Genomic DNA, 19,390 nt, shown 5'->3' with positions numbered 1-19,390 from the left:
GCTTTCTCGTGATCCCTTTCCGTCCCGAACGGCCCCGGCCGCTCCTGGAGTTCGTGCATGCGCAATCCGGCCCTGTCGATCGATGTCGACCGTCCCACCAGCCGTCACGTCCGCCAGAACGCCAACCTGCTGAGCGACCTCCTGAGCGAGGCGATCACCTACCTTGAGGGCGAGGAGGCCGCCGCCCTGGTGGCCAAGGCCCGCAAGGCCGCCTCTCGCGAGGACGAGGAGACCGGCGACTCGCCGGTCCTCGACCACCTGTTCGCCGACCTCAGCAACGACCAGGCCGTGTTTCTGGCCCGCGCCTTCGCCAGCCACTCGCTGCTGGCCAATATCGGCGAGGACGTCGCCGGCCGCCGCCGCCACGCCGAGGCCGACGCCCAGCCGGGCGACGAGCGTCCGCGCACCCTGATCGACGCCGTCAAGGTGCTGAAGGCCCACGGCAAGACCGACGCGGAGCTGGCCAAGGTCTTCGCCGCCATGAACGTGGTGCCGGTTCTCACCGCCCACCCGACGGAGGTCCGTCGCCGCAGCATGGTCGACCGCGAGACCGAGATCTCGCGCCTGATGGCGCTGCGCCGCCACCACCTGCCGCCGGACCTGGACGCCGAGATCCGCGAGGGCCTGTTCCGCGAGATCGCCCTGATGTGGCGCACCCGCCTGTACCGTCCCGAGCGCATCACCGTGAAGGACGAGATCCGCAACGCCCTGTCGATCGTCCGCACCTCGATCCTGCCGGCGATCATCGACCTGTATGGCGACTGGACGGCCAAGATCGGCTCGCACGGTCACCTCGCGCCGCTGCTGAAGATGGGCTCTTGGCTGGGCGGCGACCGCGACGGCCACCCCGGCGTCAATGGCGAGACCCTGAAGCTGGCCTTCGCCAGCCAGTCCCGGGTGATCCTCGACTGGTACGCCGGTGAGGTGCGCAAGCTGTGGTCCAATCTCGCCGTCTCGACCGCCTATACGCCGGTCTCGAACGAGCTGCTGGCCCTGGCCGCCCAGACCCGTGATCCGTCGATCCATCGTCTTGACGAGCCCTATCGCCTGGCGCTGGAGCTGGTCTTCGACCGCCTGACCGCCGTGTCGCAGAAGCTGACCGGCGCGCCGGTCGCCTACGCCACCGGCGCCACCGAGGTCGAGGCCTATGGTCATCCGGATGCTTTCGTCGCCGACCTGACCGTCATCATCGACAGCCTGGAGCGCAACGGCGGCGAGCGTCTGGTCGGCTCGACCCTGCGCACCCTGGTTGAGGTGGCCAAGGCCTGCGGCTTCCACCTGATGAGCCTCGATCTGCGCCAGAACGCCGACGTCCACGAACGGACCGTCGACGAGCTGTTCCAACGGGCCGGTACGGGCGTCTCCTACCTCAAGCTCGACGAGGAGGCCCGCTGCAAGGTCCTGATCGAGGAGCTGTCGCACCAGCGCCCCCTGGTCTCGCCGTTCACCGCCTATAGCGAGGAGACGACCAAGGAGCTGGCCACGATGAGCGCCGCCGCCCAGGCGGTTCGCGACTACGGCCATGGCTGCATCGGGGCGTACATCATCTCGAAGGCCGCGACCCTGTCGGACATCCTCGAGCCGCTGGTCCTGCTCAAGCAGGTCGGGATGGTCTGGGGCGGGGCGGCGCCGCGCGCTTCGGTCAAGGTTGCACCGCTGTTCGAGACCATCGGCGACCTGGAGAATGGCCCCGCCGTGCTGCGCCAGTGGCTGGAACTGCCGCTGTCGCGGACCATCCTGGGCGACCGGCCGGTGCAGGAAATCATGCTCGGCTACTCCGACAGCAACAAGGACGGCGGGTACGTCGCCAGCCGCCGGGGTGTGGCGCGCGGCGCCTCGGCCCTGGCGTTCGAGGCCGACCGGATGGGCGTCGGCCTGCAGCTGTTCCACGGTCGCGGCGGCAGCGTCGGGCGGGGCGGTGGTCCCGCCGCCGAGGCCGTGCTGGCCCAGCCGGCCGGCACCGTGCAGGGCCGCATCCGCATGACCGAGCAGGGCGAGATGATCGCCCGCCGCTTCGGCGACCAGCCCACCGCCCGCCGCAACCTCGACGGCCTGGCCGCCGCCGTGCTGATGTCCAGCGAGCGCCCGGTCCAAAAGCCCGATCCCAAGGTCGAGGCGGCCATGACCGCCCTGGCCGAGGCGTCGTTCCACGGCTTCCGCGCCCTGGTGTACGACGATCCGGCGTTCGAGGACTTCTTCTGGTCGGTCACGCCGATCAGCGAGATCGTGGGCCTCAACATCGGCAGCCGTCCGGCCAGCCGCACCGCCAGCCGCAAGATCGAGGACCTGCGGGCCATCCCGTGGGTGTTTTCCTGGTCGCAGGCCCGATTCATGCTGCCGGGCTGGTACGGTTTCGCCTCGGGCGTCGAGCGGGCCAACCTGTCGGTCGAGCAACTGCGCGACCTGGCCGGCAATTTCGACTTCTTCGCCTCGCTGCTGTCGAACATGGAGCTGGCCCTGGCCCAGAGCCACATGGGCATCGCGGCCCGGTACACGGCCCTGTCGCCGGACAAGGCCAATGCCGAGCGCATCTTCGCGACCATCCAGCGCGAACACGACGCGGCCTCGCGCATCGCCCTGGAGATCCGGGGCGGTTCGAGCCTGCTCGACAACCAGCCGGACCTAGCCGAGTCGGTGACCCTGGCCAGCCGTTCGGTGGACCCGCTGAACCACCTGCAGCTGGAACTGCTGTCGCGCCGCCGGGCAGGGGAGGCCGACGAGGAGCTGCGCCTGGCCATCCAGCTGACCGTGGCCGGCATCGCGGCGGGCTTGCGGAATACGGGCTGATCCTTGCCGGGCAAGGGCTTGGGGGAGCGCGGCTCTTCCAAGCCGCGAAGCCGCATTTTTTCAAACGGTTAGCGCTCGCGATTTCCCCTCCCAACGGCGCTTGCGCTCCCTGGCGGTTTCTGGTTATCTCCTCATGACACCGGTGGCGAAGTGGCCTGGCCACTTTTCCGGTTTTCCGTGACACCGGTGTCAAGACGTTTCGGTTCGGCGTCGTGGTCGGTCCGTTTCGTTCGCGGCTCTTTGAGCTCGCTCCTGCGCAAACTTCCGGGGCGTCGGGTCATACCGGCGCCCTCACTTTTGCGTCTGGAGCGGGGCGAGGCGGCCGAAGGAAAAACGTTCGGGGATGGAAACGAGACCAGAGATTTAGCGGAAACCGGTTCAGCCACTGGCTCCCATTCTCGCGCACTCAATACGCCCTCTCGACCCCTTAGTTTGACGTTGCGGCAAGCCCGGTGTGGCGCTCGTCGGCAACGCGGTCTAAGGGATCGCCCTGAGCCAATTCCGGCGAAATCTTCCACGCGCGGCGGCCCAACAGGCCCTCCGCGCAAGATCGATCCTTCGGGAAGGAGTCTATGATGGTAAAAGACCGTATGGCGGTGCTGACCGCCCTGATGGACCAGGGTGTCATCCCGGTTTTCTATCACCCGGACGTCGAGGTCTGTAAGGCCGTGATCCAGGCCTGCGCCGACGGCGGCGCGCCCTGCATCGAGTTCACCAACCGCGGCGACTTCGCCAGCCACGTCTTCTACGAAGTGACCCGTTACTTCCACGAGGCCGATCCGCGCGTGATCATGGGCGTGGGCTCGATCGTCGACGCCCCGACCGCCGGCATCTACATCGCCAACGGCGCCAAGTTCGTCGTCGGCCCGATCCTCAACGCCGACGTCGCCAAGGTCTGCAACCGCCGCAAGATCCCGTATTCGCCGGGCTGCGGTTCGGCCTCGGAAATCTCGTACGCCGAAGAACTGGGCTGCGAGATCGTCAAGGTGTTCCCCGGCTCGTCGGTCGGCGGCCCGGACTTCGTCAAGGCGGTGCTGGGCCCGATGCCCTGGACCCGCATCATGCCGACGGGCGGCGTCGATCCGGACGAAGCCTCGGTCAAGAAGTGGTTCGGCGCGGGCATCGTCGCCGCCGGCATGGGCTCCAAGCTGATCACGCAAGAGCTGCTGGACGCCAAGGACTACGCGGGCATCACCAAGAAGGTCCGCGAGACTGTTGACCTGATCAAGAAGGTTCGTGGGAAGGCCTAAATGACCGACAATATCCTCAACATCCGCCCGGCTTCGGAAACCAAGTGGGACTGCGCGTCCTTCGGTGAAGTGATGCTGCGCTTCGACCCGGGCTTCGGCCGGGTTCGCAACGCCCGCCAGTTCCAGGTCTGGGAAGGCGGCGGCGAATACAACGTCGCCCGCGCCTTCAAGAAGTGCTGGGGCAAGCGCTCGACCGCCGTCACGGCCCTGCCGGTCAACGACCTGGGCTGGCTGGTCGAGGACCTGATGATGCAAGGCGGCGTCGACACCTCGCACGTCATCTGGCGCGACTTCGACGGCCTGGGCCGCAACACCCGCGTCGGCCTGAACTTCACCGAAAAGGGCTTCGGCGTTCGTCCGGCCCTCGGCTGCTCGGACCGGGGTCACTCGGCCGCCTCGCAGATCCGCCCCGGTGAAGTGAACTGGGAAAAGCTGTTCGGCGAAGAAGGCGTGCGCTGGTTCCACACCGGCGGCATCTTCGCGGCCCTGGCCTCGAACACGGCCGAAGCCGTGATCGAAGCCGTGGAAGTCGCCCGCAAGTACGGCACCGTCATCTCCTACGACCTGAACTACCGCGCCTCGCTGTGGAAGTCGCAGGGCGGCAAGGAAGGCGCGCAGAAGGTCAACCGTCACATCGCCCAGTATGTCGACGTGATGATCGGCAACGAAGAAGACTTCACCGCCTGCCTGGGCTTTGAAGTCGAGGGCCTGGACGAGCACATCAGCTCGATCGACCCGGCCAACTTCAAGAAGATGATCGAGACCGCTGTGAAGCAGTTCCCGAACTTCAAGGTCGCCGCCACCACCCTGCGCAACGCCAAGACCGCCTCGGTCAACGACTGGTCGGCGATCCTGTACGCCGGCGGCGAGTTCTACGCCTCGATGATGCGCGAGAACCTCGAGATCTATGACCGCGTCGGCGGCGGCGACGGCTTCGCCTCGGGCCTGGCCTTCGGCTTCATGGAAGGCAAGGGTCCCCAGGCCGCCGTCGAGTACGGCGCGGCCCACGGCGCCCTGGCCATGACCACCCCGGGCGACACCTCGATGGTGCGCCAGGCGGAAGTCGAGGCCGTGATGAAGGGCAAGGGCGCGCGGGTCATTCGCTAGGCCTTCAGTCCTCGGACGATGATGAGCCCCCGGTCGAAAGGCCGGGGGCTTTTTCTTTGGCGACCATCCGCGCGTATTCGGCCGAGGCGCGGAACTTCCGCATCTTCTTCCAGACGTTCCGCCGCAGCTGCGCCTTACGGGCCGGCGGCCAGGCGGTGTCAGGCGGAATGGGGCTGTGACGGCGCGGCATGAGCTCTTCTCCAGGCAGGTCGATGCGCTCCGGCGCGGCGCGGCGGAGGGAGTGGGGAGGGGAGCGGGGCGCCCGGGCCTCGCCCGGAGCAGATGGAGAAAATACCGTTTCGACGAAGCTCAGCGCCCCGCGCGATCGTTATCCGGAAGCGTGGCGCGCCGACGCTGTTCGCGCCTGATCGCCCTTGAAGCCTCCGACAGGCGGGCCGGGCCGCGAAGCCCGGTCCCGGACAGGAGCCTTTCAACTCCCCCGTCGCGCCGTCGGTCCACATCCCACGTCGTTTCTGTGTTCCAGGGCCGACCGCCGCCAGAAGGATGCAGTTGCGGAGTCTCCCCCGCGCCGACGAGCACGCCCGCTCGACCGCCCCCCAAAGCCGCGAAGGTAGCTGGCCGCGCGCCCTCCCCAGTGCTTCGAGGTGGATAGAGGATACGGCAGGTTTTGGGACCGGGGACGGGGAGGGGCGAACGCTCGTGCCCCACAGCAACCCTCTCTCTTTGAGAGAGGGAGGGGCCCATGCGCAGCATGGGAGGGTGAGTGGTTACACCTTTAGCCGAATAAACTCAGGATATTCAGAGGCTTGCCCACATCGGCCACCGGCTTCGCCTAACCACTCACCCTCCCACGCCTTGCGGCGCGGGCCCCTGCCTCTCTCAAAGAGAGAGGGTTTCAAACCCCGCGCTCGGACGGGTGTTCGCGCGCCCGATAGGCAGGATGTCCGCTTTTAGCGACGGATCCAATTTCTGTTCCCGACCCTTAGGCGATCTTGAGCCCCTCTCCTTTAGGGAGAGGGAGGGGCCCGCCGCGCAGCGGTGGGAGGGTGAGGGGTTACGAGGTTTGACGGCGTGCCGGCACTCAGTCGAGCGCTGTAACCCCTCACCCCAGCCCTCTCCCTATGGGAGAGGGAGCATGTCCGACATCCACCCATCGATGACTCTGAATAGGTCCGCTTCCGGCGCCCGATGTGGCGCTGGGCGGCGGCGCTGGGACCTCCGCCGTTCACGTTCGCGCGCCTGGCGGAACGGCCGGGCCGATTCCCGGGTTGATGCGGCGTGGTTTAATCGTGCGAGCTCATGGACATGACGTCGCCAGTCCTCATATCCACCCGAACGGTCGGCGCCGCCTTGCTGGCGCTCTGCGTGGGTGTGGGCGCCGCCGACACCGCTCTGGCAGGCAAGCGGCAGAAGGCTCCCCAGACCTCCGCCGAGGCCAATACCGACAGCCTCGGCTCGGCCGTCGCCGCGCCGTTGCGCGACATCAATCTGGTGCGCTCGGACATCCCCGACCTGCTGAAGAAGGCCCAGACCGACCCCTACGCCCCGCCGTCGCCCGGCTGCGGGCCGCTTAAGGCCGAGATCGCGCGGTTCGACGAGGTTCTCGGCGACGACTATGACGACCGCGACGAGGACAAGAAAGACGAGCAGGGCGGCATGACGCGGCCGGTCCTGGGCGTGGTGGCCAGCACGATCACAGACGTGATCCCGATGCGCGGCTGGGTCCGTCGCCTGACCGGGGCCGAGCGCCATGACCAGATGGTCCGCGACGCCATCAAGGCCGGCTTCGTGCGGCGCGGCTATCTGAAGGGGCTGTACAACGCCGGGACCTGCAAGGGGAACCGCCTGGTGTTCGTCGCCGCCAAGCCCGCGCCGCCGCCGGCGCTGGTCGCCGCCGAGCCCGCGCCGGTCTTGGTCGCGGCCGAAGCGCAGGCCCCGACGCCGCGCGTCGATGCTCCGCTCGCGCCGTTCACGATGACCGTGCGGGTCGCCGCCAGCGACGTGACGGGCGTTCAGTAGGGCCTCAGCCCCGGACGAAGATGTTGCGCAGCCACTGCGTGCCGGCCTTGGCGGCCTGGCCCCAGTCCTCGTCGTCGTCCAGCGCCTCGGGCTTGAAGCCCCAGGGATTGAACAGCTTCAGGCGCGGGACCTTGGCGTAGGTGGCCGTGTCGCGCGTGGCCAGGGTCAGGCCGTGCTCCAGGGCGGTGGCGGCCAGCAGGGCGTCGCGACCGTCCGTCAGCGGAACATGGGTCCGGCGGCGGACCACGGCGGCGTCGATCGCCAGCACGCGGCCGTCGAAGGCGGGAAGCACGCGGCTGTCCAGCCATTCGCGCAGTCGAGGCCCCTGGACCTTGTCCCTGCGCTCGGCGCGGGCCGCCGCCGTCTCCAGTTCCAGCAGGGTCAGGGCCGAGATGAACAGGCTGGAGCGCGGCGCCGCGCCGGCCCAGGCGGCCAGGCCCGCATCGGTCGCGCCCGCCTTGGCGTTGCGCAGCTCGAAGACGAGGTCGGTGTCCAGCAGGTGCATCAGCCGCCGTCCTCCGCTTCCCAGCGGCTCCAGGTCTCGGTCGAGCGCGGCGGGTCGATCGACGCCACGCCGGGCATGGCCAGGAGGTCAACGATGGTCTCGGTCTGGCCGCTCAGCCGGCGGTAGGTCTCGACACTCATCAGCACGTGGGTGGGCCGGCCGCGGTCGGTGACGAACACCGGCTCGAGTCGCGCCGCGCGCTTGGCCTGGCTGACATCCTGGTTGAATTCGCGGCTCGTCAGGACCTTCATGGCTTGCTCACCGCCGGAAAATGACAAGGCTGTCTGTAGGTACGTTACTACATAGTGGCGTTCCGGCAACAAAAAATGGACAACGAAAACAATCGACTGACGGCCATGTCAAAAACGTGGGTTCCAGATTGCGCTCCGTGCCGATCTTCGCCTTGCATGGGCTCAAGGCGCAAAGCCAAGACGATCCATTTCGGGGGCGAACTCCAGTGTCAGACATCCTCGCGAGCACGCTCGCCACCTTGGCCGACGTGCTGTCGCCGCACGGCCCCGCCACCAAGGCCGCCGCCCACAGCTACGCGCCGAGCGACTTTTCGGTGCACTTCTTCCTGCAACTGGCGGTGATCCTGCTGGCCTGCCGGGTGGTCGGCTGGCTAGGGCAGAAGCTGCTGGCCCAGCCGCAGGTGGTGGGCGAGATGATCGCCGGGGTGGTCCTGGGCCCGTCTCTGCTGGGCCTGCTGTTCCCCGACTTCCAGCTGGCCCTGTTCCCCAAGGAGACCAAGACCGTCCTCTATGTGGGCTCGCAGCTGGGCGTGGGGCTGTACATGTTCCTGGTCGGCACGACCTTCAAGGTCGAGCACTTCCGGGCCAAGGCCAGGAGCGCGTTCAGCGTGTCGCTGGCCGGCATCCTCGTGCCGTTCCTGGTGGCCGTGGCCATCACCCCGTTGCTGCTGAAGGTTCCAGGCCTGTTCGCGCCCACCATCAGCGTCGCCAACGCCACCCTGTTCATGGGCGCCTGCATCGCCCTGACCGCCTTCCCGATGCTGGCCCGGATCATCAATGAGCGCGGCTTGCAGAACACCTCGCTGGGCACCCTGTCCCTGACGGCCGGAGCGTTCGACGACGCCTGCTCGTGGTGCGTGCTGGCCATCGTGCTGGCGACCTTCGGCGGCGGACCCGGCGTGGCGGTGCTGGCGATCGGCGGCGGCGTCACCTACGCCCTGTTCCTGACCGTCTTCGGCCGCAAGCTGCTGGCCCCGCTAGGGCGCATGGTCGACAAGGCCGGCGAGATGACCCCGACGGTCATGGCCATCACCCTGATGCTGTTCTGCCTGTCGGCCTTCCTGATGGACGCGGTCGGCATTCACGCCATCTTCGGCGGCTTCATGCTGGGCGCGGTCATGCCGCGCGGCCTGTTCGTCGAGGAGCTGAAGAAGAAGGTCGAGCCGGTCGCCGTCGTGCTGCTGCTGCCGATGTTCTTCACCTATTCGGGCCTGAACACGCGCCTGGACATGGTCAACTCGCCGACCCTGCTGCTGATCGCGGTGGGGGTTCTGCTGGCCTCGATCCTGGCCAAGGGCGTGGCCTGTTATGTCGCCGCGCGCCTGGCGGGCGAGAAGCACAACACCGCCATGGGCATCGGCGCCCTGATGAACTCGCGCGGCCTGATGGAGCTGATCATCATCAATATCGGCCTGCAGAAGGGCATCATCGGCCCGACCCTGTTCGCCATGCTGGTGCTGATGGCGATCGTCACCACCGTGATGGCCACCCCGCTGTTCGAGGCGGTCTACGGCAAGAAGGCCCGCGAGTCGGGCGAGCTGGACGCCGTGCCGGACGCCGCGCGGGCCTAGTCGCTTCTGCGGTCTCCCTCCCCACAAGGGGGAGGGAGCTTCACCTGTTACGCCGCCAGGGTGACCAGCAGAGCGTCCAGCTGCTCGAACTGCTCGGGCAGGCCTTGCTCCCCGCCCGCCTGGGCCTCGAGCGCCGCCTTGCTGGGGTAGAGCTCGTGGACGGTCAGCAGCGTCTGGCCGTCGCGGTCCTCGAAGGTCACCGTGGTCACGGCGGCGTCCTCGCTTTCGTCATTGGTCCAGACAAGGCGGGAGGGCGGCTCGACTTCGAGGTAGCGGCCGAAGAAGGCCATGGTGTTCTCGGCGTCGCGGCCGAACGCCATGCGGTAGCCGCCGCCGACGCGGACATCCATTTCGCAGGACCAGAGCGGCACGCCCAACGACTTGGGCGCCCACCACAGCTGCATCAGCTCGGGCTTGGTCCAGGCCTCGAACACGATGCGCGGCGGGCCGTTGAACAGGCGCGTGACGACGAACTCACGGTCGGATCTTCGTTCGATTGTGGTGGGGTTACTCATCCATCTTCTCCTTGCGCATCAATGCTTCGACCACGTGGTCCAGCGCGTCGAAGCGCCTGGCCCACAGCTGGCGGTAGGTCTCGATCCAGGCGGCCTCTTCCTCCAGCCGGCGTTGGCCCAGCCGGCAGGTCCGCACCCGCCCGACCTTCTGGGTCGTGACGAAGCCGGCGTCTTCCAGGACTCCGACGTGCTTCTTCATGCCCGTCAGGGTCATGTGGAACTTGTCGGCCAGCTCCGTGATCGAAGCGTCCGAACGGCCGAGCTGCTCCAGCACGCCGCGTCGGGTGGGGTCCGAGAGGGCGGCGAACGCGGCGTCGAGGCCGGAGGGGGAAGAATAATGAACCATCTGGTTCAGTGTTAGCGCGAGGCCTCGCGACGCGCAAGGGGCGACCTGGCGAGAGTTGGCTAGACCTGCTCCGGCGCGAAGCCGAAGCGATTGATCTGGGCGATCAGGTCGCGGTGGCTGGGCAGGTCCTGAGTGGCGCGGTCGGCGAAGCCGCGGATCTTGGCGAACAGCTTGGCGGCCGCGGCCACGTCCGGGAACTCGCCCGCGGCGTCGCCCAGGTCGGTTTTGAAGCCCATACCGTAGAGAATGTACTGGTAGTTGAAGAAGGCGAAGGTCTCGAGATCCAAGATGAAGTCGAACCGCGCCGGCGGCCGATAGCGCCACTGCTCCAAGAGCTCGGCCAGCCGCTCCGGGATCGAGGCGGGATCCCGGTTCGCGCGCCAGAACGGCTCGGTCCGGCGGCTGAGCGCGTAGTGCAGCTTCAGGAAGACGATGATGTTGTCATAGCGCGCCGCCATCAGCGCGTTGAAGCGCCGGGCCGGGGCGCTGACCGGGCCGTTGTGCGGGAACAGCTCGGCGATCATCGCCACGGCCGCCTCGATCAGCACCACGCCGGTGGATTCCAGCGGCTCCAGGAAGCCGGCCGACAGGCCCACCGCGACGCAGTTGCCGATCCATTGCTGCTCGCGATAGCCGGCGTCGAAGCTGATCTTGCGGGCCTCGATCTTCGCCCCGCCCACATGGTCCCGCAGCACCGTCTCGGCGCGGGCGTCGTCCATGTGGTCGCTGGAATAGACGCAGCCGACGCCGCGCGCGCCGACCAGGCCGATGTCCCAGATCCAGCCGGCCTCGTGAGCGGTGGCGACCGTGTAGCTCTGGATCGGCCCGTCGGGGCGCTCATAGGGCGTATGGCAGGCCAGCGCCCGGTCGGCGAACAGGATCGGCTTGACCGACTTGAACGGCGAACCCAGGGCCTTGCCGATCAGCTCGGCGCGGAAGCCCGAGCAGTCGACATAGAGGTCGGCCGTCAGTTCGCCATGCTCGGGTGACGTGATCCGGGCGATGGCGCCGGTCTCGTCCAGGATCGTGTCGGAGACGGCGCCGCGCAGGTGGCGCACGCCCAGCTCGCGAGCCCGCTCGGCCAGCACCTGGGCCAGCTTGGCGGCGTCGAAGTGGTAGGCGTAGTTCAGCGGGCCCGAAAAATCGCTCTCGTGCGGCCGCTTGGGCGCGCGGGCGGCGTCGGCGACGCGGGCCTGGATGGTCACCGCCTCGGCGAACGGCGCGCGCGTCGCCTCGCTCTGCAGCAACCAGTAGGGGGCCAGGCTGGTCCCCTCGGTCGAGAACGGCGCCTCGAACGGATGGAAGAAGCTCTCGTGGCGGCCGTCCGTCGGCGCCTCCGCCCAGTCGACGAAGCGGATGCCCTGCTTGAAGGTCGCCGAGGTCTCGCGAATGAACCGCGCCTCGTCGATCCCCAGGAACCGCAGGGTGTTGCGGATGGTGGGGAAGGTGGCCTCGCCGACCCCGACGATGCCGATGTCGGGCGACTCCAGCAGGGTGATCGACAGGTCGCCCCGGTCGGCTGCCCGCAAGGCCTTGGCCAGATAGGCGGCCGTCAGCCACCCCGCCGTCCCGCCGCCCACGATGAGGATGCTTCGCCTGCGCTGCATGGGGAATTGATAGCAGAGTTCGTGGCGGGGGAGGGAGGTTTGGGGGCGGAGGCGGCCTCACGAACGTTGGAGGGCGCGTCGACGGGCGCCTTCGCCTCAGCGCCTCTCCGCGAACCGATAGGCGCGCGGCGCTTCGCGGATGATAAGACCTCGGCCCTGGGGATCGTCGGCGAGCTCGAACTCGTAGCCGTCCGCGCCCGGTGTGATGGTGACGAAGGTGACGGTTCCGTCGTCGTTCTTGCGGCTGGCGACCTCGCTGGCCCAGCCGCCGAAGTCGAACACCGTCTTTTCGCCCTCACGCCGGACGAGGAGATCGCCCAGGTCGGCGTTGGCGTAACGGGCCGCGAGCTTTTCGGCGACCGCGCGGTCAGCGGGCGCGGTCAGGGTCTGGCGGCCTTCGCCGCGGCTGGCCTTGAAGGCCTTGCCGTAGTTGGCCAGGTCGGCCGCCGCCCGGGGTTCGCCGTCGAACAGAACCTCCAGAAGCCGCCGCCGGAACGCCGAGCGTAACGCCGCGCCAGAGTCGGAATTTGTCAGGATGACCGCGCCGACGCCCTGATCGGGCAGCCAGATCATATCGGCGCGATAGCCGTACTGTGTGCCGCCATGGTGGATGACCGGCACGCCCCAGATGCGGTCGATCTTCAGGCCCATGCCGTAATATTCGTCGCTGCCTTCAGTGACCTGAGCGATGCGGCGCGCCAGCAGGGGCGCCTCGGCGATGTAGCGCTCGCCGTTCGGCAGCCGCCCCTTGGCCAGTTCCATCCGCACATAGCGCAGCATGTCGCGCGTCGTGCTCCATTCGCCGCCGTCAGGGCGCGAGGGGATGCCGGCCGCGTTCAGCCCCATGACGGCGACCTGCTGGCGGCCATCGATGTCCAGCGCGTGCGGCGCGGCGTGGTCGCCCGCCAGGGCCGTGGCGTAGTCGAAGGTCGTACGCGACATGCCCAGCGGATCGAACACCAGGGCCTGCATGGCCGCGTCATAGGCCGCGCCCAGCTCGCGATTGGGTTCGCGGACGTGGGCGCCCAGATAGCCGCCCGAGGCCGCGAGCAGATTGGAGTATTGGTAGAGGTCGCCAAAGCCGCTGGTCGGCTGCATCGTCGACAGCCAGGTCAGCACCGTCGAGGCCTGCGCCTGGTCGCCTTGGAAGAGCCACGGCAGGTCCTGCCGGGGGAGGCCCGTGCAGGCGCAGACCAGATGCTTGACCCGCACCTTCGCCGTCGTCGCGGCGTCGCCCAGACGGAACGCCGGCCAAAGCGACGAGACGGGCGTCTCCCAGTCCATCTTCCCCTGTTCGACCAGCTTGGCCAGCATCAGGGTGGTCAGGGCCTTGCCGTTCGAGCCGATCATGAAGGCGGTGTCGGCGTCGACGGGCGCTGTCTTGCCCAGCTCGCGCACGCCAAAGCCGCCCTCGAACAGGATCTTGTCGTCCTGGATCAGGCCAAAGCCGACGCCGGGGATGTCGAGGTCGGCCCGCGCGGTTTCGATCAGGTCCGTCAAGGCGGCCAGACGCGCCGCGTCGATCTTGTGCGCCGGTCGTCCGGCGAAGGTCTCGCGCGCATAGCCGGCGGGCAGCAGCTTATTGAGGATCACCTCGACCTGGGAATCGCGCTTTTCCAGAACGTCGTCGGCCATGTCGAGGAGGACCACGGTCCAGCGGTCGCCCTTGCGCAGCGCGCGAGCCCAGACCGTGCGCGCCTCGCCGGCCGGCGGTCGGTAGCTGTAGACCCGGATCTGGTCCCACCCGTCGCGAACCGGACGATCCTTCGCGCCCGCCAAGGCCGGCGCGGCGGCGGGTCTATAGGCCGCCCAGGCAGCCGCCACCGCCGCATCGGCCTCGCCGCCGACCGTGTCGGATACCAGGATCGAAGACCCGCTCTCCGGCGCGTCCAGACGGATCTCGCCGGAAGTCTTGCGGACGGACCATCCCGCGGGGCGACCAGCCCCGTCCCGTTCAGGGTCTTGAGCGGCGTATCGACGCCTATGACCGCGACGGCTGCGGCCTTGGTCGGCTGTGATCCGCCGATCGCGACGCCCGGCGTCGTGACCAGGACGCCAAGGGCGACAACCAAAGCCATTCCACGCCAGCCGGTCTGACGCGCGCCGAGGGTGAGGCTGGGAGGCGGAGCGATTGAAGAAGGCTGCAAGATGACTCGCTGGCGTGGGGCTGCAGAATACCCGCGCGACACAGGCACGCTGGCGAACCCGCTCCTCGCGGACCAGGCCAGACAAGGTTGCGTCGGCCGGTGAACAACGATCAAGTTACAAGCGTGAAAGGTCGAAGCCCCAGCGCCTCACCCCTTCGGCGTCACCTTGATCAGCTTGCCGTCTTCCTCGTCGGTCAGGACATAGATCGCGCCGTCCGGGCCGACGGCGACGTCGCGCACGCGGCCGCCGATGTCGGTGAACAGGCGTTCCTCGCCGACGACCTTGCCGTCCTTGAGGACCAGGCGGTCGACGTGCTTTTCCCTCAGCGAGCCGATCAGCACGCTGCCTTTCAGGGCCGGGAACAGGTTGGACTCGTAGAAGGCCATGCCCGAGGGGGCGATCACCGGGTCCCAGTAGTAGACCGGCTGCTCCATGCCGGGCTTGGCGGTGACGCCGTCGCCGATCGGCTTGCCGGAATATTCCTCGCCATAGGTGATCGTGGCCCAGCCGTAGTTCTTGCCGGCCTCGGGGTGGTTCAGTTCGTCGCCGCCGCGCGCGCCGTGCTCGACGGTCCACAGCCTGCCGCTGGGATCGAGGGCGGCGGCCTGCAGGTTGCGGTGGCCCAGCGACCAGATCTCCGGCTTGGCGCCGGGCGTCTTCACGAACGGGTTGTCCTTGGGGATCGAGCCGTCGGCGTTGATGCGGATCACCTTGCCGAGCGTGGCGTCCAGGTGCTGGGCTTGGACGCGGCCCTCCAGGATCGAACGCTCGCCGGTGGTGATGAACAGCGTGCCATCCTTGGCGAACACCAGGCGGCCGCCGAAGTGCAGGGCGCTGTCCATCTTCGGCGCCTGGCGCCAGAGGACCTGGACGTTCTCCAGTTTCGGGGCAGGACCCCCAGGGGCGCTTAAGACGAGTTTGCCGCGCGCCACGGCCGTGCCGTTCACGCCGCCGTCGGCTTCTGCATAGGCCCAGTAGACCAGGCCGTTCTTGGCGTAGGCGGGGTCCAGGGCCACGCCCAGCAGGCCCCCCTGACCCTCGGCGAACACCGCCGGCAGGCCCTGGACGGCCGGCGACAGCTTGCCGTCCTTGCCGAAGATCCGCAGGCGTCCCGCCCGCTCGGTCAACAGGAGGTCGCCAGTGGGCAGGAAGGCCATGCCCCACGGGTGGGAGAGGCCGCTGGCCAGGGTCGTGTACTGGCCAACCACGCCGGAGTTCAGGCCCGGCGCGCGGGTTTGGCCCACGAAGGCCGGCTTCTGGCCGGGCGCATTGGCCGGGCGGCTCTCGACGGGCGCTCCGGCCTGGGTCTGGGCGGGAGCGGGACCACAGGCGACCAGAGCGGCGGCGAGGGCGGCGGAGGCGGTGAGCAAGGAAGCGCGCATGGGCGGCAGGTTAAGCGGGTTTTCGGGGCGGGGGCTACCCGGTTCGGGCGGCTAAATCGGCAGCTCTCGCCGTTCGTCCGAAGCGCGCTGGGCCAGTTCCAGCAGCGCCATCGCCCGTAGCGCCTGCTCCACCGGCACGGGGGAGGCGGCGCCGTGGAGTACGGCGTCGCGAACGCCGGCGTAGAAGGATCGATAGTCCGACGGTTCGGGCGGGACGGGAGCGTGGACCTGGGCGTCGTTCTCCACCGTGGTCAGCACGCCCGGGCGGGCGTCGACGCCATAGCCGGCCGCGCCCGGAGTCATGCCAGCCTTCAACTGGCCCTCCTGCGGGTCGAGGCCGTGTTTGACGAAGCTGGCCTTGGTGCCGTGGACGGCCAGGCGCAGGTCGGCGGCGGCGGTCAGCAGGCTGCCGTGCAGGATCACCCGCAGGACCGGATAGCGCAGGGTGACGTGGAAATAGTCGTCCGCGCCCGCGCCGTGACGCTGCACGCCGATATCGGCGGCGATGGCCAGGGGCTGGCCGAACAGGGCGAGGGACTGGTCCAGCAGGTGGGGGCCAAGGTCCATCCAGGCGCCGGCGCCCGGGCCGGCCCGCTCGCGCCAGCGGTCGCGCACCACGGGGCGAAAGCGGTCGAAATGGCTCTCGAACTGGACGATCTCGCCCAGGACGCCCTCAGCCATCAAGCGCTGGAGGGTGAGAAAGTCGCTGTCCCAGCGGCGGTTGTGGAACACGGCCAGCAGCTTGCCGGCGGCCTTGGCGGCATCGGCCATGGTCTGGGCCTCGGCGGCGGTGACGGCGAAGGGCTTGTCGACGACGACGGCCTTGCCGGCGTTCAGCGCGGCGATCGCCTGGGGCGCGTGCAGGGCGTTGGGGGTGGCGATGACCACCAGGTCGATGGCGGGATCGGCCAGGGCCGCCTCGAGCTCGGCGACGACGCGGACGTCCGGAAAGTCGGCGGCGACCTTGGCCGGATCGCTGGACACTACCGTGTGCAACGAAAGGCCCGGCGTCGCGGCGATCAGCGGGGCGTGGAAGGTCTTGCCGACATAGCCGTAGCCGACCAGAGCCACTTTGAGGGGCGCGACGTGGAGAGGGGAGGCGGCCATGACCGCCTTCTAACGAAAAAGGCCGGGGATTGCTCCCCGGCCCTTCGTCGTTTCGGTGCGGTTTCGATCGGCTAGATCTTCACCGGCTCCATCTTGGGTGTCAGCAGGTGGATGACCAGCAGGGCGATCAGATAGGCGCTGCCGGCGACGATGAAGATCGGGGTGTAGCTGCCGATCTGGTCCAGGACCTTGCCGATGTACTTCGAGAAGGCCATGCCCCCGAAGGCGCCCAGCATGCCGCCGATACCGACGACCGAGCCGACCGCGGCGCGCGGGAACACGTCCGACGGCAGGGTGTAGAGGTTGGCCGAGAAGCCCTGGTGCGCCGCGGTGGCGACGCCGATGATCAGCACGGCCAGCCAGACGCTGTCGGCCTTGGCGGCGAACATCACCGGCACGGCCAGCAGGGCGCAGACCAGCATGGTCAGCTTGCGGGCCTTGTTGATGGTGGCGCCGTTCTTCATCAGGGTCGACGACATCCAGCCGCCGGCGACCGAACCGACGTCGCTCAGCAGATAGATGGCGATCAGCGGCGGGCCGAACGACTTCAGGTCCAGGCCGTAGCGCTTGCCCAGGAAGTCCGGCAGCCAGAACAGGAACATCCACCAGATCGGGTCGATCAGGAACTTGCCCAGGGCGAAGGCCCAGGTCTCGCGCTTGGTCAGCAGCTTGGCCCAGCCGATCTTCTCGACGGGGTCGGCCGGATCCTGCTCGATATAGGCCAGCTCTGCGGCGCCCAGGTTCTTCTGCTCGCGCGGGCGGCGATAGACCAGCAACCAGATCGGCAGCCAGACCAGGCCGGCGATGCCGGTGACGATGAAGGCCATCTGCCAGCCGAACGCCAGGACGATGCCGGGAACGACCAGCGGCGTGACGATGGCGCCGATATTGGTGCCAGCGTTGAACAGGCCGGTGGCGAAGGCGCGTTCCTTCTTCGGGAACCACTCGGCCACGGCCTTGATGCCGCCGGGGAAGCCGCCGGCTTCACCGATGCCCAGGCCCATGCGGGCGGCCACGAAGCCGCCGAAGCCGGCCGCCGCCGCGTGGGCGATGTGGGCGATCTGCCAGATCGCGAACGCGACGCCGAAGCCCCAGCGGGCCCCGATCTTGTCCATGATCTTGCCCCAGGCCAGGTACGCGATCGCGTACGCCATCTGGAAGTAGAACACGAGGTCGGCGTAGTGGGTCTCGTCCCAGCCGAATTCCTTCGACAGGTCCGCTTTCAGCAGGCCGATCGTCTGGCGATCGACGTAGTTGATGACCATCGCCGCGAACAGCAGGCTGACGATCACCCAACGGTACCGTCCGATCTTTTCGGACGGGGCGGGCGCTTTCGAAAAGTCCATGGACACGCGTCCTTCCCCTTATGGTCTTCTTATTTGGCCGGGACGGCGATGCAGTCCACGGTTCCGTACGGGCCGAAGCTTACATGGGCGACATCGCCGGCGACCACGTCGTGGATGCCGGTGGTGGCGCCGGTGGTGACGATCATGCCCTTCTTCAGCGGCTTGCCGCGCGCGGCGACCGTTCCGAGCAGGAAGGCCAGGGCGGCCAGCGGAGAGCCGGGGATGGTCGCGGCCGAGGCCGTGCCCAGCGACTTGCCGTTGATGATGGTCTCGACCGGCATATCCTCCCAGGCGATGTCACGCCAGTTGGAAATGGCCTGACCAATGATCTGACCATCGTTGTTGCCGAAGTCCGAGGCCACGACCGTCGGGCCCAGGGCGTTGATGGTCTTCAGCGGGCTGCCGGCGATCTCGACGCCGACCAGCAGTTCGCCGACATACTCGGCGGCCTCTTCGGCGGTCCACTGAGTCTTGTCGGCGGGCGCGTCCTTGCCCAGGCGGACGATGAACTCGGCCTCGACGGCGCAGAAGCCGCCGTCGATAGCGCGGAATTTATTAGGCTGGCCGTCGGTCGAGGCGTCCTGGACCTTGGACTTGAAGATGCAGCCGGCCAGGCGGTCGACGCCCAGGCGCTCGCGATGCTGCGGCGGCACCAGGCCGACCTTCCAGCCGACCAGCTCGTCCGGCCAGGCGGCGATGGCCAGATCCTGGACGGCGTAGCCTTCGGCCATGGTCGAGGGAATCACCCCGCCCGGATAGCCGGGGACGCTGACGCCCTCTTGGCGGGCCTTGACGAATTGGGGAGCAATGGCCGCGGGGGCGAAAACCTCGCTATCGGCCTCAGAAACGGTCACGCCGCTAGTCCTCCCTCGCATATTCGGCACAGGTCCCGCTTGGCGGGCCATGGTCACAGGTTTGGGGAGTCTCTAGTGGAAACCGGTGTCATTGACAATGAGGCGCGAACGTCGACGTGACACGCGCGGCGGCGCCCGAGCTGATCCAGCCCGAGCCCCTGCTGGCGGGCCTCCCCCAGAGCTACGCGCCAGACGCGGCTTGACACGCGTAATAGCGGGTATAGCGTCCCCGATGAATTACGGATGTAAGTGTCATGCACATCACCGCCGCCGAAGCGCATGTCATGGAAGCCCTCTGGCGCCGCCAGCCGATGTCGGCTGACGACCTGGTGGCCGAGGTCGGCGCGTCCCAGGACTGGGGCGAGGCCACCGTCAAGACGCTGATCAACCGCTTGCTGAAGAAGAAGGCGATCAAGTCCGAGCGCGCCGATGGCAAGCACGGCTATCGGCCGCTGATCGACCGCAGCGCCTATGTCCATTCCGAAAGCCAGGGCCTGCTGGACCGCCTGTTCGAAGGCCAGCTGGCCCCGCTGATCAGCCACTTCGCCCAGCACCGCCCGCTGCGCGCCGATGAGGTGGAGAAGCTGAAGACGCTGATCGACGGGATGGCGGAGAAGTAATCCCCACCGCCGAT

General features: G+C 68.2%; 17 protein-coding genes and 2 pseudogenes. 7 read left to right on the top strand and 12 right to left on the bottom strand.

Translation table 11 applies throughout. The features are described 5' to 3' along the window. The first annotated feature begins 57 nt into the window (after positions 1–57). The 4 genes and pseudogenes from ppc to CSW62_RS15925 all read left to right on the top strand — a co-directional run bounded on the left by ppc (position 58) and on the right by CSW62_RS15925 (position 5,144). Positions 58–2,787, top strand: coding sequence for a phosphoenolpyruvate carboxylase (gene ppc / locus CSW62_RS15940; RefSeq protein WP_099579443.1), 2,730 nt, complete (start codon positions 58–60; stop codon positions 2,785–2,787). 423 nt (positions 2,788–3,210) lie between these two features. After that, positions 3,211–3,363: pseudogene (locus CSW62_RS27510) on the top strand (hypothetical protein); the annotation flags it as partial. Then, complete coding sequence (locus tag CSW62_RS15930; RefSeq protein ID WP_099582329.1) at positions 3,363–4,037, top strand: bifunctional 4-hydroxy-2-oxoglutarate aldolase/2-dehydro-3-deoxy-phosphogluconate aldolase; 675 nt, start codon at positions 3,363–3,365, stop codon at positions 4,035–4,037. The pseudogene CSW62_RS27510 and the gene CSW62_RS15930, both read left to right, overlap by 1 nt. Beyond that, positions 4,038–5,144 carry a sugar kinase gene (locus tag CSW62_RS15925; protein WP_099579441.1) on the top strand — a complete coding sequence of 369 codons (1,107 nt, stop codon included), beginning with the start codon at positions 4,038–4,040 and terminating at the stop codon, positions 5,142–5,144. A gap of 4 nt (positions 5,145–5,148) precedes the next feature. Here the strand turns inward: CSW62_RS15925 and CSW62_RS15920 are convergent, their stop codons facing one another. Continuing rightward, entirely contained in the window at positions 5,149–5,334 is a 186-nt protein-coding gene (locus tag CSW62_RS15920; protein WP_099579439.1) for a hypothetical protein, read from the bottom strand. 781 nt (positions 5,335–6,115) lie between these two features. Next, positions 6,116–6,259: pseudogene (locus CSW62_RS27005) on the bottom strand (hypothetical protein); the annotation flags it as partial. A 151-nt stretch (positions 6,260–6,410) separates the two neighbouring features. Between CSW62_RS27005 and CSW62_RS15915 the strand changes: the two are divergent. After that, positions 6,411–7,124, top strand: coding sequence for a hypothetical protein (locus CSW62_RS15915; RefSeq protein ID WP_233206705.1), 714 nt, complete (start codon positions 6,411–6,413; stop codon positions 7,122–7,124). Positions 7,125–7,128: 4 nt separating this feature from the next. On the opposite strand, the gene CSW62_RS15910 is transcribed toward CSW62_RS15915, so the two are convergent. Both CSW62_RS15910 and CSW62_RS15905 read right to left on the bottom strand, forming a co-directional pair. Beyond that, positions 7,129–7,629, bottom strand: coding sequence for a PIN domain-containing protein (locus CSW62_RS15910; RefSeq protein WP_099579435.1), 501 nt, complete (start codon positions 7,627–7,629; stop codon positions 7,129–7,131). Beyond that, entirely contained in the window at positions 7,629–7,880 is a 252-nt protein-coding gene (locus CSW62_RS15905) for a type II toxin-antitoxin system Phd/YefM family antitoxin (RefSeq protein WP_099579433.1), read from the bottom strand. The genes CSW62_RS15910 and CSW62_RS15905 overlap by 1 nt, the downstream gene beginning before the upstream one ends. A 206-nt stretch (positions 7,881–8,086) precedes the next feature. On the opposite strand from CSW62_RS15905, the gene CSW62_RS15900 reads away from it, so the two are divergent. Next, entirely contained in the window at positions 8,087–9,451 is a 1,365-nt protein-coding gene (locus tag CSW62_RS15900; RefSeq protein ID WP_099579431.1) for a cation:proton antiporter, read from the top strand. A 47-nt stretch (positions 9,452–9,498) separates the two neighbouring features. On the opposite strand, the gene CSW62_RS15895 is transcribed toward CSW62_RS15900, so the two are convergent. The 8 genes from CSW62_RS15895 to CSW62_RS15860 all read right to left on the bottom strand — a co-directional run bounded on the left by CSW62_RS15895 (position 9,499) and on the right by CSW62_RS15860 (position 18,756). After that, positions 9,499–9,966 (bottom strand): SRPBCC family protein, encoded by a 468-nt coding sequence (locus CSW62_RS15895; protein ID WP_099579429.1) that lies wholly within the window; start codon positions 9,964–9,966, stop codon positions 9,499–9,501. Further along, positions 9,959–10,312: a helix-turn-helix transcriptional regulator gene (locus tag CSW62_RS15890; protein ID WP_099579427.1), complete on the bottom strand. Its 354-nt coding sequence runs from the start codon at positions 10,310–10,312 to the stop codon at positions 9,959–9,961. Before CSW62_RS15890 ends, CSW62_RS15895 begins: the two co-directional genes overlap by 8 nt. A 59-nt stretch (positions 10,313–10,371) precedes the next feature. Then, positions 10,372–11,919, bottom strand: coding sequence for a tryptophan halogenase family protein (locus tag CSW62_RS15885; RefSeq protein ID WP_099579425.1), 1,548 nt, complete (start codon positions 11,917–11,919; stop codon positions 10,372–10,374). Between the two features lie 96 nt (positions 11,920–12,015). Next, on the bottom strand, positions 12,016–13,743 hold the full coding sequence (locus CSW62_RS15880; RefSeq protein WP_199170621.1) for a serine hydrolase: 1,728 nt from the start codon (positions 13,741–13,743) through the stop codon (positions 12,016–12,018). 470 nt (positions 13,744–14,213) lie between these two features. Next, entirely contained in the window at positions 14,214–15,449 is a 1,236-nt protein-coding gene (locus CSW62_RS15875; protein ID WP_099579423.1) for a PQQ-dependent sugar dehydrogenase, read from the bottom strand. Positions 15,450–15,500: 51 nt separating this feature from the next. Continuing rightward, positions 15,501–16,556 carry an oxidoreductase gene (locus CSW62_RS15870; RefSeq protein WP_099579421.1) on the bottom strand — a complete coding sequence of 352 codons (1,056 nt, stop codon included), beginning with the start codon at positions 16,554–16,556 and terminating at the stop codon, positions 15,501–15,503. A gap of 71 nt (positions 16,557–16,627) precedes the next feature. Continuing rightward, positions 16,628–17,902 carry an MFS transporter gene (locus CSW62_RS15865; protein WP_099579419.1) on the bottom strand — a complete coding sequence of 425 codons (1,275 nt, stop codon included), beginning with the start codon at positions 17,900–17,902 and terminating at the stop codon, positions 16,628–16,630. Between the two features lie 29 nt (positions 17,903–17,931). Further along, positions 17,932–18,756 (bottom strand): 2-keto-4-pentenoate hydratase, encoded by an 825-nt coding sequence (locus CSW62_RS15860; RefSeq protein WP_099579417.1) that lies wholly within the window; start codon positions 18,754–18,756, stop codon positions 17,932–17,934. 254 nt (positions 18,757–19,010) lie between these two features. Between CSW62_RS15860 and CSW62_RS15855 the strand changes: the two genes are divergently transcribed. Then, positions 19,011–19,376: a BlaI/MecI/CopY family transcriptional regulator gene (locus CSW62_RS15855; protein ID WP_099579415.1), complete on the top strand. Its 366-nt coding sequence runs from the start codon at positions 19,011–19,013 to the stop codon at positions 19,374–19,376. Positions 19,377–19,390: the final 14 nt, after the last annotated feature.

The sequence above is a fragment of the Caulobacter sp. FWC2 genome, assembly GCF_002742625.1.
Classification (GTDB): Bacteria; Pseudomonadota; Alphaproteobacteria; order Caulobacterales; family Caulobacteraceae; genus Caulobacter.
The sequence above is the reverse complement of the archived record's forward strand: the minus strand, read 5'-3'. Positions and strand labels throughout refer to the sequence as shown.